Annotated in this window: 15 protein-coding genes; 5 read left to right on the plus strand and 10 right to left on the minus strand. The window is 51.9% G+C overall.

Features of this window, described 5'->3' with window-relative positions:
• Window positions 1-2 precede the first annotated feature (2 nt).
• From MYB54_RS21105 to MYB54_RS21125, 5 genes are read right to left on the minus strand one after another with little or no spacing between them, the layout of a single operon-like run.
• Window positions 3-659 carry a phosphatase PAP2 family protein gene (locus tag MYB54_RS21105; protein ID WP_205593270.1) on the minus strand — a complete coding sequence of 219 codons (657 nt, stop codon included), beginning with the start codon at window positions 657-659 and terminating at the stop codon, window positions 3-5.
• Window positions 656-1,942: a F390 synthetase-related protein gene (locus MYB54_RS21110; protein ID WP_104213007.1), complete on the minus strand. Its 1,287-nt coding sequence runs from the start codon at window positions 1,940-1,942 to the stop codon at window positions 656-658. Before MYB54_RS21110 ends, MYB54_RS21105 begins: the two co-directional genes overlap by 4 nt.
• Window positions 1,939-2,745 carry an MBL fold metallo-hydrolase gene (locus MYB54_RS21115; protein ID WP_039285020.1) on the minus strand — a complete coding sequence of 269 codons (807 nt, stop codon included), beginning with the start codon at window positions 2,743-2,745 and terminating at the stop codon, window positions 1,939-1,941. Before MYB54_RS21115 ends, MYB54_RS21110 begins: the two co-directional genes overlap by 4 nt.
• Window positions 2,738-3,766: an NAD-dependent epimerase/dehydratase family protein gene (locus tag MYB54_RS21120; protein WP_248721321.1), complete on the minus strand. Its 1,029-nt coding sequence runs from the start codon at window positions 3,764-3,766 to the stop codon at window positions 2,738-2,740. The genes MYB54_RS21115 and MYB54_RS21120 overlap by 8 nt, the downstream gene beginning before the upstream one ends.
• Window positions 3,763-4,776, minus strand: a complete 1,014-nt coding sequence (locus MYB54_RS21125; RefSeq protein ID WP_040035595.1) for a ketoacyl-ACP synthase III — start codon at window positions 4,774-4,776, stop codon at window positions 3,763-3,765. Before MYB54_RS21125 ends, MYB54_RS21120 begins: the two co-directional genes overlap by 4 nt.
• A 201-nt stretch (window positions 4,777-4,977) precedes the next feature.
• On the opposite strand from MYB54_RS21125, the gene MYB54_RS21130 reads away from it, so the two are divergent.
• On the plus strand, window positions 4,978-5,325 hold the full coding sequence (locus tag MYB54_RS21130; RefSeq protein ID WP_119871581.1) for a GlpM family protein: 348 nt from the start codon (window positions 4,978-4,980) through the stop codon (window positions 5,323-5,325).
• 121 nt (window positions 5,326-5,446) lie between these two features.
• Here MYB54_RS21130 and MYB54_RS21135 read toward each other — a convergent pair whose 3' ends face one another.
• The 3 genes from MYB54_RS21135 to MYB54_RS21145 all read right to left on the minus strand — a co-directional run bounded on the left by MYB54_RS21135 (window position 5,447) and on the right by MYB54_RS21145 (window position 7,530).
• Window positions 5,447-5,851, minus strand: coding sequence for a hypothetical protein (locus MYB54_RS21135; RefSeq protein WP_119871580.1), 405 nt, complete (start codon window positions 5,849-5,851; stop codon window positions 5,447-5,449).
• Complete coding sequence (locus MYB54_RS21140) at window positions 5,848-6,777, minus strand: zinc dependent phospholipase C family protein (protein ID WP_205605583.1); 930 nt, start codon at window positions 6,775-6,777, stop codon at window positions 5,848-5,850. Before MYB54_RS21140 ends, MYB54_RS21135 begins: the two co-directional genes overlap by 4 nt.
• Window positions 6,778-7,140: 363 nt before the next feature.
• Window positions 7,141-7,530, minus strand: a complete 390-nt coding sequence (locus MYB54_RS21145) for a rhodanese-like domain-containing protein (RefSeq protein WP_248721322.1) — start codon at window positions 7,528-7,530, stop codon at window positions 7,141-7,143.
• 119 nt (window positions 7,531-7,649) lie between these two features.
• Here MYB54_RS21145 and ftrA point away from each other — a divergent pair, with 119 nt between their 5' ends.
• The 3 genes from ftrA (at window position 7,650) to MYB54_RS21160 (ending at window position 10,928) form a co-directional block, all read left to right on the plus strand.
• Entirely contained in the window at window positions 7,650-8,645 is a 996-nt protein-coding gene (ftrA, locus tag MYB54_RS21150) for a transcriptional regulator FtrA (protein ID WP_205595214.1), read from the plus strand.
• 4 nt (window positions 8,646-8,649) lie between these two features.
• Window positions 8,650-9,852, plus strand: coding sequence for a pectinesterase PemB (gene pemB / locus MYB54_RS21155; RefSeq protein ID WP_248721323.1), 1,203 nt, complete (start codon window positions 8,650-8,652; stop codon window positions 9,850-9,852).
• 347 nt (window positions 9,853-10,199) lie between these two features.
• Entirely contained in the window at window positions 10,200-10,928 is a 729-nt protein-coding gene (locus MYB54_RS21160; RefSeq protein ID WP_014913705.1) for a helix-turn-helix transcriptional regulator, read from the plus strand.
• On the opposite strand, the gene carI is transcribed toward MYB54_RS21160, so the two are convergent.
• A complete protein-coding gene (carI, locus tag MYB54_RS21165; RefSeq protein WP_014913704.1) occupies window positions 10,912-11,562 on the minus strand; it encodes an acyl-homoserine-lactone synthase CarI in 651 nt (216 codons plus the stop codon). The genes MYB54_RS21160 and carI overlap by 17 nt on opposite strands.
• Before the next feature lie 269 nt (window positions 11,563-11,831).
• Window positions 11,832-13,178, minus strand: coding sequence for an argininosuccinate synthase (argG, locus tag MYB54_RS21170; protein ID WP_014913703.1), 1,347 nt, complete (start codon window positions 13,176-13,178; stop codon window positions 11,832-11,834).
• Window positions 13,179-13,590: 412 nt separating this feature from the next.
• Here argG and MYB54_RS21175 point away from each other — a divergent pair, with 412 nt between their 5' ends.
• A complete protein-coding gene (locus tag MYB54_RS21175) occupies window positions 13,591-14,166 on the plus strand; it encodes a DJ-1/PfpI family protein (protein ID WP_205543683.1) in 576 nt (191 codons plus the stop codon).
• The last annotated feature ends 3 nt before the right edge of the window (window positions 14,167-14,169 follow it).

Below are 14,169 nucleotides of genomic sequence, written 5' to 3' on the forward strand. Positions count from 1 at the left end.
TGTCATTCCTGCTGGCGCTTATCGTTAGGCAGCGGAGCCGCTGGGGAAATGGCCTTCACCGCCTCTCGACTACGCAGAAAGACCCATCCTGCGATCCCCGCCAGTATCGCCCCCGTCACCAGATCGATAAACAGATGGCGGCGCAATTGCAGGATAGAAAGGGCAATCGCCGCACCCCACAGCAGGTACAAGCCCGTTTTCACCTTCTGCTGGCTATCGCTCATCGCCCATACCGCCAGCACCGTTAGCGCAATATGCAGCGACGGCAGACAGTTTTGCGGCGAGTCGATACGCAGCAAAAGCTGTAGCACACGCGTGGAGAGATCGTCCCCGACAACCTGCGGGTACACCATCGTGGTCGGAAAAATCAGATACACCGCGCCCGCGATCAGCGCGGTCAGTTGCGTTGCGCGGCGTAGCCCCGCCAGACGCGTAATCGGGCAGGATAAGTAAGACAGCGGCACGATGATAAAAAAGGAGAGATACAGCCAGATCGCCGAGGCGCTAAAAGGGATCCATTCATCAACGAACGACGTCGGCAGCACCGTTCCCTGCCCCTGAAACTGCGCGCTCAGTTGATACACCACCCCGACCGTTCCCCAGCCAAAGAGCAGCGCTTTCAGCCGCAACAGCATCGTTTCTTGCGGAAATAGCCTCATGCACTCTCCTTCACGCGGGTAATCCGTCTGCGCTTTTGCGTAAACTCCGGCGCAATCTCACCGGCGCTTAACTGCCACCGTAGCCGCGATACGTCAATGCCTTGCAACGCAAACTGCTGCGACAGACTATCCCGACAGGCTTCCAGCTCTAAGAGGTTGCATGCGGCGGATAAATGCAGCGTCGTTTCCCCCTGCTGCACCAGCCGATAGTCGGCATGCAGCGGCAGCGCGTTGGCGATAATCCTGTTACAGAGATCCGCAAACACGGTCTGAGACTCGCCGCTGCTGTTCGGCAATCGCAGGCTGTCATCGCTGCGCCCTTCAATGCGGGCAATCGCCATCGTCACCCGACCACACGCACAGGGCGTCTTTTGCTTTACCAACACATCGTCCAGCCGATAACGCACAATCGGCTGCGTGCTGCGGGTGAAATCGGTAATGATGGGCGTAAAGCGCTCGTCATCCAGCCACTGTGGCTCGATGTGAATAAATTCTTCGTTGAGATGCAGCGTACCGTGCTCGCAGGTCGATGCCAGAAAGCCTTCCGTCGCCTGATACACTTCCCCAACCTGCCCGAAAACCTGCTGGAGCAATTGCTTGTCCTGCGGTTCCAGCACCTCGGCCACGGAAATCACCTTTTTGACCGTCAGCCGCAACTCACCGCGCTGTACCGCCAGCGCCAGTTCGCGCAACACCTGCGCGGGAGCGACGATAATCGACGGCGACCACGCTTCCAGTCGCGAAACATGCTCGGAAAACGGCGCAAAGAGATCGTAAAACGACAGGCTGAGCCAGCGGTTATCCACGCTGTGATACAGGTTGTTATCCGCCCGCAGGAACAGCGCCACCCGCTCACCGGCTCGTAGCCCGTCCGGCAGCATTTTCGCCAGCATGCCTCCCGCCCACACCTGCTGTTCACATGGGCTAACGACAAATAACCCACGCTGCCCAGAGGTGCCGGACGACAGCCCGACGCTGAATCCACTCACATTCGGCGTGAAGTCACGATCTTCCTCACTGCGGCGCGCGCAGGCGAGCAGTTCATCCCGCTTAAGCCCGGCGGTGTTCATCCGATCGAATTCGGCCATCATCACGGCTTTATCCATCATCGGCCAGGATGTCATGGGTAGCTGGCAGTAAGGCCGAAAATAGGGGCTGCGAGCCAGCACCCGTCGAGCAAAGCGAGAAAGCTGGCGCTGCTGATGGCGCTCAAGCGCCTGACGGGTGGCAAAAGTGAAGCGTCTGGCACGGAAATAGTGCCAGATCGTCATCAGCGGAATCATAGGTCGCCCTCGTGACACAGCCGAATCTCAACCTGCCCGTTCAGGTGCAACTGGTGCAGTTGATCCAGCGTGTGGTAATAGGCTTTTGGATCGTCCATCACCAGATTCGCCAGCCGCGACGGCCCACGACCTTCGCGATAACTATGCGGCGACCAGGCAGCATCGCTTGCCAGCAACACCCAGCCGTTTTCAGTCAGCACAAACGCGCCGAGGTGTCCGGCGGCATGGCCGGGCAGCGGCACCAGCACGATCTCTTTATCGCTACCCGGCAGCGCATAGCCTTGCGTAAACGCTGCCAGCTCCGCAGGCAGATCGGTAAGCGGGAAGTTTTCGACAAACTGAAGCGCCTGCTCAAAATGTTCAGGGATCAGCGCGGGTACAAACGCCCGTTTCAGTGCCGCGAAACCGCGCAGATTCCGCGTCTGCTGCCATCCCAGCGCCGAACAGATAAACGGCACGTCAGGAAAATCCCGCAGCCCCGCGATATGGTCGCCGTGAAAATGGGAAATAATCAGGCCGTCGATGTCCGCCGGTTGAATCCCCTGCCCGTGTAGCTGGTGAATCAGCGCGTCTTTCGTCTCGAAATGCACCGGCGTCATTCTGCGGTATAGCTGAAACAGGCCAGATCGCGTGGCATCGGTAAAATGCTGGGCATAGCCGGTGTCCCAGAGCCAGCGCTTGCCCTGACTTTCCAGCATCCAGACGCGTGCCGGAAAACGGCACACTTTCCATCCCGCACCACGCAGCGCCATGCAGCCGGGATGCAGACAGTACCCGACTTCAAACGTTGAGATATTAGCCATGTCGGTCAGTACCCCGCGGTGCAAGGTGCGTATTGAACCAGTTACCCGTTAGCTCGATGCCCTGCTGAAGGGAGAAACGCGGCCGATACCCCAGCTCCTGCTTAGCTTTCTCCGCGCTGAGCGTCATATCGAAATTCACCGCGCCCGCACTGTAGCGCGTCAGCAGCGGTTCTTTCCGGCTAAACCACGAGAGCAGCTCCATACCACCCGCCACCGCATGCAGCAGCGGATACGGCACCGCCCTGACGCGATAGTTCATCCCCAGTTGCCCGGTCAGCAGTTGCTCAAGCATATCTGCAAGGCGGGCTGGTTCATGATTGGTGATGTTATACGCCGAGCCAGACACTAACCCCGTGCGCTGGCTGGCAAGCGCCATCGCTTCCACTACGTTGCCGACAAACGTCAGATCCAGCAGCGCCTCACCGCCGCGCGGGAGCCGCAGCACACCACCGCCCACCGCGATCTGTTCCAGTACTCGCGGCAGAATCACGCGGTCATGCGGGCCAAACAGGCCACGCGGACGCAGAATCACGTAGGTGGTTTGCGGGTAGCGCGATGTCAGCGCCTGAAGGCGCTCTTCCGCCAAAAATTTGGTCTGCGCATAGTGATTGGCAAAACGCGCCGCGCGGTAACTTTCATCGATATTCAGGTGGTGCTGATAGTCGAAGTAAATCGCGGGCGTGGAGATATGTACAAAGCGCGGGATACCCAACTGACCGGCAGCGTCGGCCAGCCGTGCTGTCACCTCGGTATTATTCTGATAAAAATCATCATATTGTCCCCACGGCGAGGATTTCGCAGCACAGTGCCAGACCACGTCGCAGCCCGCCATCAGCGTTCGAAACTGGTCTACTGAGGTGTCCACCAAATCGATACCGATAAACTGCGTGCCGAGTGCTTCAAGCTGCTGCCCCACCGAGCGATCGCGCCCACACGCCAGCACCTGATGCCCGGCCTGAAGCAGCCATTCCACCGCATTACGCCCCAGTCCGCTGGTCGCGCCCGTGACGAAGACTCTCATGGGATCAATACCATGCCGCCCAGCGTCAACCCGGCGGCCGTACCGACCAGCATCGCGGGTTCACCCTCAGGCAGACGCTGCGTCACGATGGCATGATGCAGCGCCGTCGGAATAGAGGCCGCTACCTGATTACCGTGATAGCGGTAAATATCAATCAACCTTTCGGTCGGGATCGCCAGTCGCTTACGCATATGTTCCAGCGACAGGTGGCTGGCCTGATGCGGAACTACCGCCGCCATCTGATCCAGCGAATAACCGCTGGCCTCCAGCAGCCGTTGCAGATAGCCCTCGATCAGGGCAGAAGCCTGCCTGAATAACCGTTTTCCCTGCATATGGAACAGAAAATCATGCAGCTCCATCCCCGCACGCGGGTTACGTAAGGTGCCGCCAGCGCGGATCTGGCACAGTTCGTTGCCCTTCGGATAGGTTTCCAGCAGACACGCCGCAATACCGCTGCGCCCATCGCCGCGTTCGACAATGGCACACGCGGCACCATCACCAAAAATCAGCGACGACTCTTCGTCATCCCAATCAATACCGCGCGAAGCCAGTTCGGTAGAGACGATGGCAATGCGTCGATAAGCGCCGGTATTTAACAGCCCGGCCGCCACCTGAAGCGCGGAAATAAAGCTGACACAGCTGCTGTTAATATCGAAACTGGCCGTCCCTTTTGGCAGGGACGACGCTTTTAATAAGTGACTGGCGCTATAAGGCAGCGCCTGAATCGGAATCGCGGAAGCAAACAGCAGCAGATCGATGGATGCTGGCGGAATAACACCCCGCGTCAGCGCGTCATTTAACGCCGCCACACCAAGTTCCGCCTGGCTGGCATGATTGTCCGCATGGTGGCGATAAATAATGCCTGAACGGCTTTCGACATAACCGGCGGGCTTATTGAGCCGCGCATCTAATTCAGCCGAGGTCACCCGCTGCGCAGGAAGCGCGCTGCCGGTAGAAATAATCTTGAGTGGAACCAATCCCTGAGTGACTGCATGACTTTGCGTCTTCAACTTCAATCCTTTCCAGATTCATTATCGTTTTAGCTGTACCGAGCAGGCTATCACGTACAGTATTTATTCATTCTGTTGCTAAGAATAACGAAATCACCGCGAATTGAAATCTTAAGCTGTGCGGTCGCACTATTCCATCCCGATACTTTTTCGCTATTCTCTGTACATTCACGATGCTTAATTCAGCCAGAAGTTATACTTATGTCATTGTTTATCAAATCGGTTATTGGCGCGCTGATCGTATTGCTCATCAGCGTACTGGCGAAAAGTCGAAACTATTATATTGCAGGGCTGGTGCCGCTATTTCCCACGTTCGCGCTGATTGCCCATTATATCGTTGGCACCGAACGTGGACTGGAAGCGCTGCGCGCCACCATCCTGTTTGGCATCTGGTCCGTTATTCCTTATCTGGTTTATCTCATCTCACTTTATTACTTTACCGCGTGGATGAAATTGCCACAGGCGCTGCTCGCGGCAGTCGTGTGTTGGATTGTATCAGCGGCACTGCTGGTCAAAATCTGGACGTGGTATCAGGGGAATTCAGCGTAAAATAGCGAACGGACAAAAATTTCTGATGTGCTCTGAATCACACTCGCAGTAAAGAAAGAACCCGGACATCCGGGTTCAATGTGCTGGCATTGTTATCGTCTCAGGCTCATAGCGCTCAAAATTAGCGGCATACCTGCGCCATATCGATAGTGTAGTTACAGCCCGGATTGGCTTTTTCCTGCCAGTGGTGCTTATCCATTTTTGCGGTACATCCTGCATCTTCTAACAATGCCTGACGGCCATCTGCGCTACACACCAATATCAATGAGTGCCCTTCTACAGACTTTGCCTTCATTTTATAGTCCTTAAAAGGAGCCAGAAGCGCAGGATCATGAGCCGTTGCAGCAACCAGAAGCGTGTTGTCCGTCGCGGCATCAGGATTGCCATAGCGTGTTTCTGCTTCAACGGATGCGCTTAATTTTGTTAGGGCAGATGACAGCGGATACATCGTTTCTTGTTGATTCGCCGAGCTAAAAGAGCAGCATCCAGCTAGAAATAAGGCGCTCATCAATGCGATATATTTCATGCAACCTCCTTCCAATAAACCAATTTACCCGTGTTCACATCTCGCCCCGTATCAAGGTTCCAATGGCCAAAGAATGACAATGCGTCTACATCAGACTTTTCAACTGATTCAGCAACTAAACGCCATGCCTCGACGACATGAGTTACCGCGAGATCAAAAACATCATCATAGTTTTTCGCGCCCTCTGGTGTGGCAATATTTACCAGGAACTGTTGATCCAATTTCGTGACAGCGGGATAGGTTAAACCAAGACCTACCGCAACATGACGCGCCAATGGCATCAATTTATTGCCTTCTTCAGCGATATTGTCGACCACAAACAAGAACTGATCGTTCCATTTATCAATATCAGGCTTATTTTTAGAAAACTCCTGAGCGTAAGTTTGCTGCAAAGCGGATTCCCATAGTCCCTTTATCGTTGCGTCGAGATGCCCATCCTGCGAACATCCTCGAATCCCAGAATTAAGATGTTCAGAAAGCCCCACTTCACCCAAATTCAGTCGGGGAAAAATATAAGCATCCTGATTCATCTCACAGACACGATGTGCACGTTTATTCTGGGCATAAGGACCAACAATCTTTTCCACAATGGGATGAATCGTCATGTCAGTCACCACATGGGCGACATAGCCCAACAGCCACGCTAGCACCTTTTGTTTCTCCGCCCCCTGTAGCCCCATAACACCTTTGGCAAGAGACTGAACCACATCTCCCGTCTTTTCATAGTGCATATTATCGGCCCATTTTGCGGCACCAGAATCGGTAATAGCCAAATAAGGGTAATCGGGACTAACGGAACCTAATTCACAGAAACGAAGATATTTTTTTACTGCGAGGATACCGCTCTGAGGTACTTTCGCTTCTTCCAACCGCCCTATTTCACTCGCAATATTAACAACGGCGAGATGTGCATATGCTCCAGCCATGAAGTTCACCTTTAGCGTGGTATAACACGATTATTAATAAGTCACTCACCAAAACGTGAGAGAAATAAGCACTGTATTGTTGAACACAGACGACCTGACAAGTGATTCATGCAGGTTCAATAAAAAGCATTATAACCATTTGATAGATAATATTATTTCAAGACGTAGATCGCGTAACCATATTACCAGTAGAAATAAGTGCTTCTATTCCGTTTGGCGAAATCTGTGAACGATGCCAGATATAAAAATGACACCAGCATCAACGCTACAGCATCAAACATATCTGGTGACTTCTCTGGACGTGGTATCAGGGGAATTAGGTGCTGGCAGAAGGGATGGCCCCTCTGCCATAAGCAGGGGATATCAGGCGAAGGCAAAGCCCTCATCTTCCCATCCCGTTATTCCCCCTATCATAATTTTTACCGGGCGACCGAGTTGTGCCAGCTTTAATGCTGCCTGATCTGCGCCATTGCAGTGTGGTCCCGCGCAATAGACGACAAACCGCGTGTCATCAGGCCACTCGGCCATACGCTCAGGTGTGATTTCACGGTGCGGCAGATGAACCGCCCCCGGTATATGGCGCGCGCTAAAGTGCTTCGTCGACCCCACCACATGCAATAACACGAAGTCCTGCTGAGTGTCAGAGAGCGAGCCCGCCACATCCGCACAGTCTGTTTCCACAGACAGACGCCGTGAAAAATGGGATTGGGCGATATCAGAAGCAGCAAAGGGATAGTCAGTCACGTAACTCATCGATTTTTCTCACTGATTGGAATGAGACTCGACTATAAAACGGATACATAAAGGCTGGCAGATGGCATTATTGCCATATATCGTCAATATCATGACAAGTTATTGGGGTGAGGAAATCGATGTTCAATCCGCTTGTTGTCGTACTCGCTTATGATGGCTTGTGTACCTTCGAGTTTGGTATTGCTGTTGAAGTCTTCGGCCTTCCACGCCCTGAAATGGGGGAAGACTGGTATCAGTTTGCTGTCGCAGGCTTAGACAGTGGCGCGATGCGGGCAACGGGTGGCATCCACGTGGTTGCCGATGGTGGTCTTGAACTGTTGACACAGGCAGGGACGATTATCATTCCCGGCTGGAAAGGCAGTGATGTGCCCGTCCCCGCCCATCTGGTCGATGCATTACGTCAAGCACATCAGCAGGGAGCCAGGCTGCTCTCTATCTGTTCTGGCGTTTTTGTCCTCGCGGCGACAGGCCTGCTTTCCGGGCGACGCGCCACGACGCATTGGCGCTACAGCGACACGTTAAAAATGCAATATCCTGATATCAACATCGAGCCAGACGTTCTTTATATTGATGAGGGAACAATGCTTACGTCAGCCGGGAGTGCTGCGGGTATCGATCTTGGGCTGCATCTCATCCGTCGGGATTACGGCAGCAAAGCGGCCAATCAAGTGGCTCGCCGATTGGTAGTCGCACCGCATCGGGATGGTGGGCAAGCACAGTATATTGAAAAAGCGGTACCGGTAGACTACGAACGCTCACGCCTCGGACCGCTTATCGATCATGTCCGAGCCAACCTCGCGGAAGAGTATTCCGTTACGAAACTGGCGGCAATTTCCTGTATGAGTCCACGCACGTTCCTTCGCCGTTTTTCTGCCGCTACGGGTACGACGCCAGCGCGCTGGTTACTGGCCGAACGGCTGAATACCGCACGCGATTTACTGGAAAACACGCGCTTATCGATCGAGAAAATCGCCGAAACGGTGGGGTTTGGTACCGCAGCCTCGTTACGCCATCATTTTCGCCAGCAGCTACAGCTCACGCCCTCAACCTATCGGTTGCGCTTCGGGCAGAGAACCGATGATATCCCAGAGAATCTTGCCGCTAAGAGAGGATAAGATCATGACAAAAACGACGTACCCCGGCACAGTTCATCGCCCCATTCTCTCCGCGCAGGAAGCCGAACGCTTCACGCTCCCGCACTATTTCACGCTGCGTGGACACAATGATCAGACAGAAGCTGACGTTTGGCAGCCCGCACCGATTGAGGCCGACTCGACGACGCCCTGGGTTGTTGGGCCGCACGTGGGGGTGGATGGCGCAACACACGCCCATGTTCAACAGGCGGTGAACGCCGCGCTACGAGCGCAACAAGGTCGGGCCCGGATTGAGATTAAACTGCTGCCGGGCACCTATACCGGCACGGTCTACATTCCTGCCGATGCGCCACCGCTCACGCTATGTGGGGCGGGAGAGAAACCGGATGACGTAGTGATTCAACTCGCGCTGGATTCAATGTTTTCACCGGCAACCTACCGGGAAACGGTAAATTCGCACGGTGAATATCAGCCCGGCGATCCTGCCTGGTATATGTACGATCTCTGTGCGTCAAAGCAGAATGCGACAATTGATACTATCTGTGCCGCCGTGGTCTGGTCGCAAAGCGACAATTTCCAGATGAAGAACCTGACGGTGGTGAATACCTTGCTGGACTCCGTAGATGGCTGCGCACATCAGGCCGTGGCGCTACGCACCGACGGCGACAAGGTTCAGCTTGAAAAGGTCCGCCTCATCGGTCGTCAGGATACGTTTTTCGTCAATACCAGCAACCTCCAGAATGAGTACGTCACGGACCGCTACAGCCGGGTCTACATTACAGACAGCTACATTGAGGGTGATGTCGATTACGTGTTTGGGCGCGCGATCGCGGTATTCGAGCGCGTCCACTTTCATACGGTTTCCAGCCGTGGAGCGAAAGATATTCACGTCTTCGCACCAGACAGCATGCCGTGGGTGCAATACGGCTTTCTGGCAGTGGCGTGTCGTTTCACGGGAGACGAAGGCTTCAGCGGAGGAAAAAAGGCCAAACTGGGGCGTGCCTGGGATCAGGGAGCAAGGCAGACGGGATATCAGCCGGGTCAGACGGCAAACGGCCAGTTAGTGATTCGCAACAGCACGATTGACGCCAGCTATGACAGAGAACGGCCGTGGGGAGCTGCGGCAACCACCGCACGGCCCTTTGCGGGTAACACAGATTCAGTCCGCAATCTCGACGATGTGCATTTCAATCGGCTGTGGGAATACCACAATATCGACGAGGCGTGAGATACAATGAAAGGGATAACAATATAAAGGCGAGTGTTATTCGAGAAAGAGTCGCACTGGTGGAATTAATTAACCTGAACTGCTGGCGGCCTGTAAACAATACAGGCCATAGAACAGTAAAAGAATTTTATTATATTACTGATAAATCTCGCTTAATTCGCATTCCCTGATGTTAGCCAGTCATCACGCTTATCCAGAGCGTTATTTATTTCTTTTGCTTCACGCCCTTAGCATTGTCGTTCGATTGTATGTTTTTTCACTCCCCCATAACAATTAGACTTAGGTACAGGTGTAGGTATATACTTTTCCGTTACAAGGATGTTGATTCTTCAGACTGAGGTCATGAGATGTCGCCATTATTCTCCAGTAGCGAAATAATAAGCAGGGTAATCAAAGGTCATTTTAATGAAAACCTGGATCACTACGATGGCGTCAAATTCTCATTTATGGTTCTGAATAAGAAAAACCCCTCTGAAATGATCATTATCTCCAGCTATCCCGATGAATGGGTTAATCTCTACAAAGAAAATAAATACCAGCACATTGATCCCGTTGTTCTTGCTTCATTTAATAAAATATCGCCTTTCTCTTGGGAGAAAAGTCTGGTTATTAACACACGACTACAGCTTGCCAAGATATTCGATCTCTCTAAGAAATATAATATTATCAACGGATATACTTTTGTCCTTCACGATCATGGCGACAATCTGGCTATGCTATCGATTATCGTGGACAGCTCATATCCAGATGATGTTGATACATTCATTGAAGAGAAAAAAGACACCTTTCAGATGCTATTAATTGATGCATATGAAAAAATCATCTCCCTTTGCAGAGAGATGATTGAAAATAAAAAACAATTAAATAATAAAGAAATATTCTCTCAACGAGAAAATGAAATCCTTTACTGGGCCAGTATGGGTAAAACCTATCTGGAAGTCGCTATTATTCTCGGTATCAAAACCAGCACGGTAAAATTTCATATCGGCAACGTTGTGAAAAAACTTGGCGTCCTGAATGCCAAGCATGCCATCCGGCTCGGCGTTGAGTTACAGCTCATCAAGCCTGTGCAATAGCGGCTGGTACCCGTAGAGGCCACTGCTTCAACTCATTGCTCATAAATGTCCCGCTGCGGTTAATACGACGAGCCAACGCTTCCTGATTCTCATCATCAACCGGAAGAAAAACTAAATAGACTCTTTCTTCCTTTTCTGACAAACCTTGTTCGACCACGCGAATTCCCCAGCCAGATCGTTTTAATATCGTCAGCATAGGGTGACTCACTATCGTATATATTCCATCATAGCCTTTGTCCTTTGAGTAATTAATCATCGAAAGAAACAGCATCGAACTAATTGGGTATTCATTGCCGAGAATATCTTTCGCTCGCGATTTATCGACAAAGAATCGACTAGATTCCAGGTAATTCCCTTCAGGGATATTGATCTCCTTGAAGTAAGGAAAAAATGTCCCGGTAATCATGTTAGGGTATTTTGTTTCAATAAATCTCAAACTACAGATAACGGTGTTATCTTTGATGCCAAAAAGATAAGTCGTGTTATTATTATCGTACTGATCAAATTCCATTCCATCAGTACATTGCACGGCCCAATTCAGTCGATCTTTAAACGTCTCTTTTCTGAGGGTAAATAGCTCTTCTGATTTCGTTTCTGACAACAAGGTGTGATTTACATCAAATATCTCTAACATTTTTCCTCCATTGAAAAGTTAATACATAACCTCAAAAAACGATACGCCATCCCACAGATCCTTCGCCTTCAGATTATTATCTTGGCTGATTATTTATAGGTATTCTGTCCCTTTCCACGGCGGTTGTACAGATGCAACCTGCATTGTCAGCAAGAGTTCATACACAAAAAAACAACGCGAGAAGAACCAATATAAACATATGATAAACGGATAAAAAAAATCCGGAAGCGCGAGACGATTCCGGATTTTTATATTATTCAGTCTGGGCGTTATTTCTCTGTTTTATCCTGCAGTTGGCCTACCTGCGGCAGACCCGTGCTGGCGGAGGAAGAGAGCAAGCCCGTTTCAGCATAATTAAACAGTTTTTCACGCGTGTCGGTGATATCCAGATTGCGCATGGTCAGCTGGCCGATACGGTCATCTGGCGAGAAGACCGAGTCGCCTTTCTCCATGGTCAGACGCTCTGGCTTATAGGTCAGATTGTCAGACACGGTGTTCATGATGGAGTAATCATTACCACGACGCAGCTCCAGCGTCACTTCGCCGGTGATGGCGCTAGCGATCCAACGCTGAGAAGCATCACGCAGCATCAATGCCTGAGAATCGAACCAGCGTCCCTGATACAGGAAACGACCCAGCTGACGGCCATTGGCGTGGTATTGCTCGATGGTGTCTTCGTTGTGGATACCGGTGACCAGACGCTCATAGGCAATGTGCAGCAGTGCCATTCCCGGCGCTTCATAGATGCCGCGGCTTTTCGCTTCAATGATACGGTTTTCGATCTGATCGCTCATGCCCAGGCCGTGACGACCGCCGATGCGGTTCGCTTCCAGCATCAGTTCAACGTCATCGGCAAAGGTCTTGCCGTTCAACGCAACCGGGTGACCACGTTCAAAACGGATGGTCACTTCTTCTGCCGGCACTTTGACGTTCTCGTCCCAGAACTTCACGCCCATAATCGGGTTAACGATTTTGACGCTGGAATTCAGGAATTCCAGATCCTTCGCTTCATGCGTCGCACCCAGAATGTTGGAATCGGTGGAATAAGCTTTCTCGGCCGACATTTTATAGCCGAACCCTGCCTGTGACATAAACTCGGACATCTCCTGACGGCCGCCCAGCTCATCAATGAAATCGGTATCCAGCCACGGCTTGTAAATCTTCAGTTCAGCATTGGTCAGCAGGCCGTAACGATAGAAACGCTCAATATCGTTGCCTTTATAGGTGCTGCCGTCGCCCCAGATGTTTACACCGTCTTCTTTCATTGCAGCAACCAGCATCGTACCGGTAACCGCACGGCCCAGCGGTGTAGTGTTGAAATAGGTCACGCCCGCCGTCGTGTTGTGGAATGCACCACACTGAATCGCAGCGATACCTTCAGCAACCAGTTGCTTACGGCAATCGATCAGGCGAGCATTTTCTGCGCCGTATTCCATAGCCCGACGTGGGATTTCCTCGTAGTCATCCTCGTCTGGCTGCCCCAGGTTCGCGGTATACGCATAAGGAACCGCGCCTTTTTGACGCATCCAAAGCAGTGCAGCGCTGGTATCCAGACCACCCGAGAACGCAATACCAATACGCTGACCAACCGGAAGATGCTTGAGAATCGTTGTCATATATATAATCCCTGCTCGAAAGATCTCTGGAGATAAGCTGAGTCGCCCACACCATTATGTTACGCCATACACTCATGAGCGCTCGGGCCCTGTGCACATCCTGCATCAAACGGGCCGGTCGATGACCAACATCGACACACTCACAAATGCATATTTATGCAAAATAAGTGAGTGATAATTTAAACATCTTTTTGGCGGGACAGGAAGAGAAGAGTCATACTTTCATGCAAAAAAATTCGTGGCCAATTCACGACCAAGTTAGCAAGTATAGCGCTATCTTCTCTTCAGGCTAAGCAGGAAAAATCGTTTACGAGACCCACTCGACATTAATAAAACATCGTTTCATTTTGGCGATATTTCTTTGCTATTCTCTTGCGGTTAACACCTTCCCTTGCATATTGCTGGAGATGCTATGTCTAAGAAAGTCGCCGTTCTGCTGGCTCCTGGGTTTGAAGAAGCAGAAGCGATTATGGTGATTGATGTACTGCACCGTATGAAGATAGAAGTCACCATGCTGTCATGCTATGACAGACTGGAGCTGCACAGTTATCACAATATTCGCATGTTTGCCGATGCGCTGCTGGAAAGAAATCAGAACACGCTGTTTGATGCCGTAGTCATTCCTGGCGGCCCACAGGGAACGGTAAATCTGGCCGCAAACCCGATGGTCGTCGAGTTTATCCGTCGCCACGACGACGCGGGAAAACTGATTTGCCCACTGTGCTCCGCCGCCGCCCGCGTGCTGGGTGGTAACAAACTGCTGAAAGGCCGCCGCTACGTTTGCTCCGGGAATTTATGGCAAGACGTGACCGATGGCGTTTATGTTGACGAGAAAGTCGTGGAAGACGGTAATCTGATCAGCGGCAAAGGGCTGGGAGTCACATTCGACTTTGCCTTTACCCTCGCCAGCCGTCTGACCGGTGACAAAGAAAACGCCAACTTCCAGGTTGAGCACATCGATTACGATTACTGGCGCGTGCCAGCGTAACCG

The organism is Pectobacterium nicotianae (assembly GCF_023272715.1).
GTDB lineage: Bacteria > Pseudomonadota > Gammaproteobacteria > Enterobacterales > Enterobacteriaceae > Pectobacterium > Pectobacterium brasiliense.

What these genes read in the sequence shown, in the direction of transcription:
- MYB54_RS21105 (WP_205593270.1), bottom strand. Translation starts at nt 659, where the DNA reads ATGAGGCTATTTCCGCAAGAAACGATGCTGTTGCGGCTGAAAGCGCTG.
- MYB54_RS21110 (WP_104213007.1), bottom strand. Translation starts at nt 1,942, where the DNA reads ATGATTCCGCTGATGACGATCTGGCACTATTTCCGTGCCAGACGCTTC.
- MYB54_RS21115 (WP_039285020.1), bottom strand. Translation starts at nt 2,745, where the DNA reads ATGGCTAATATCTCAACGTTTGAAGTCGGGTACTGTCTGCATCCCGGC.
- MYB54_RS21120 (WP_248721321.1), bottom strand. Translation starts at nt 3,766, where the DNA reads ATGAGAGTCTTCGTCACGGGCGCGACCAGCGGACTGGGGCGTAATGCG.
- MYB54_RS21130 (WP_119871581.1), top strand. Translation starts at nt 4,978, where the DNA reads ATGTCATTGTTTATCAAATCGGTTATTGGCGCGCTGATCGTATTGCTC.
- MYB54_RS21135 (WP_119871580.1), bottom strand. Translation starts at nt 5,851, where the DNA reads ATGAAATATATCGCATTGATGAGCGCCTTATTTCTAGCTGGATGCTGC.
- MYB54_RS21140 (WP_205605583.1), bottom strand. Translation starts at nt 6,777, where the DNA reads ATGGCTGGAGCATATGCACATCTCGCCGTTGTTAATATTGCGAGTGAA.
- MYB54_RS21145 (WP_248721322.1), bottom strand. Translation starts at nt 7,530, where the DNA reads ATGAGTTACGTGACTGACTATCCCTTTGCTGCTTCTGATATCGCCCAA.
- ftrA (WP_205595214.1), top strand. Translation starts at nt 7,650, where the DNA reads ATGTTCAATCCGCTTGTTGTCGTACTCGCTTATGATGGCTTGTGTACC.
- pemB (WP_248721323.1), top strand. Translation starts at nt 8,650, where the DNA reads ATGACAAAAACGACGTACCCCGGCACAGTTCATCGCCCCATTCTCTCC.
- MYB54_RS21160 (WP_014913705.1), top strand. Translation starts at nt 10,200, where the DNA reads ATGTCGCCATTATTCTCCAGTAGCGAAATAATAAGCAGGGTAATCAAA.
- carI (WP_014913704.1), bottom strand. Translation starts at nt 11,562, where the DNA reads ATGTTAGAGATATTTGATGTAAATCACACCTTGTTGTCAGAAACGAAA.
- argG (WP_014913703.1), bottom strand. Translation starts at nt 13,178, where the DNA reads ATGACAACGATTCTCAAGCATCTTCCGGTTGGTCAGCGTATTGGTATT.
- MYB54_RS21175 (WP_205543683.1), top strand. Translation starts at nt 13,591, where the DNA reads ATGTCTAAGAAAGTCGCCGTTCTGCTGGCTCCTGGGTTTGAAGAAGCA.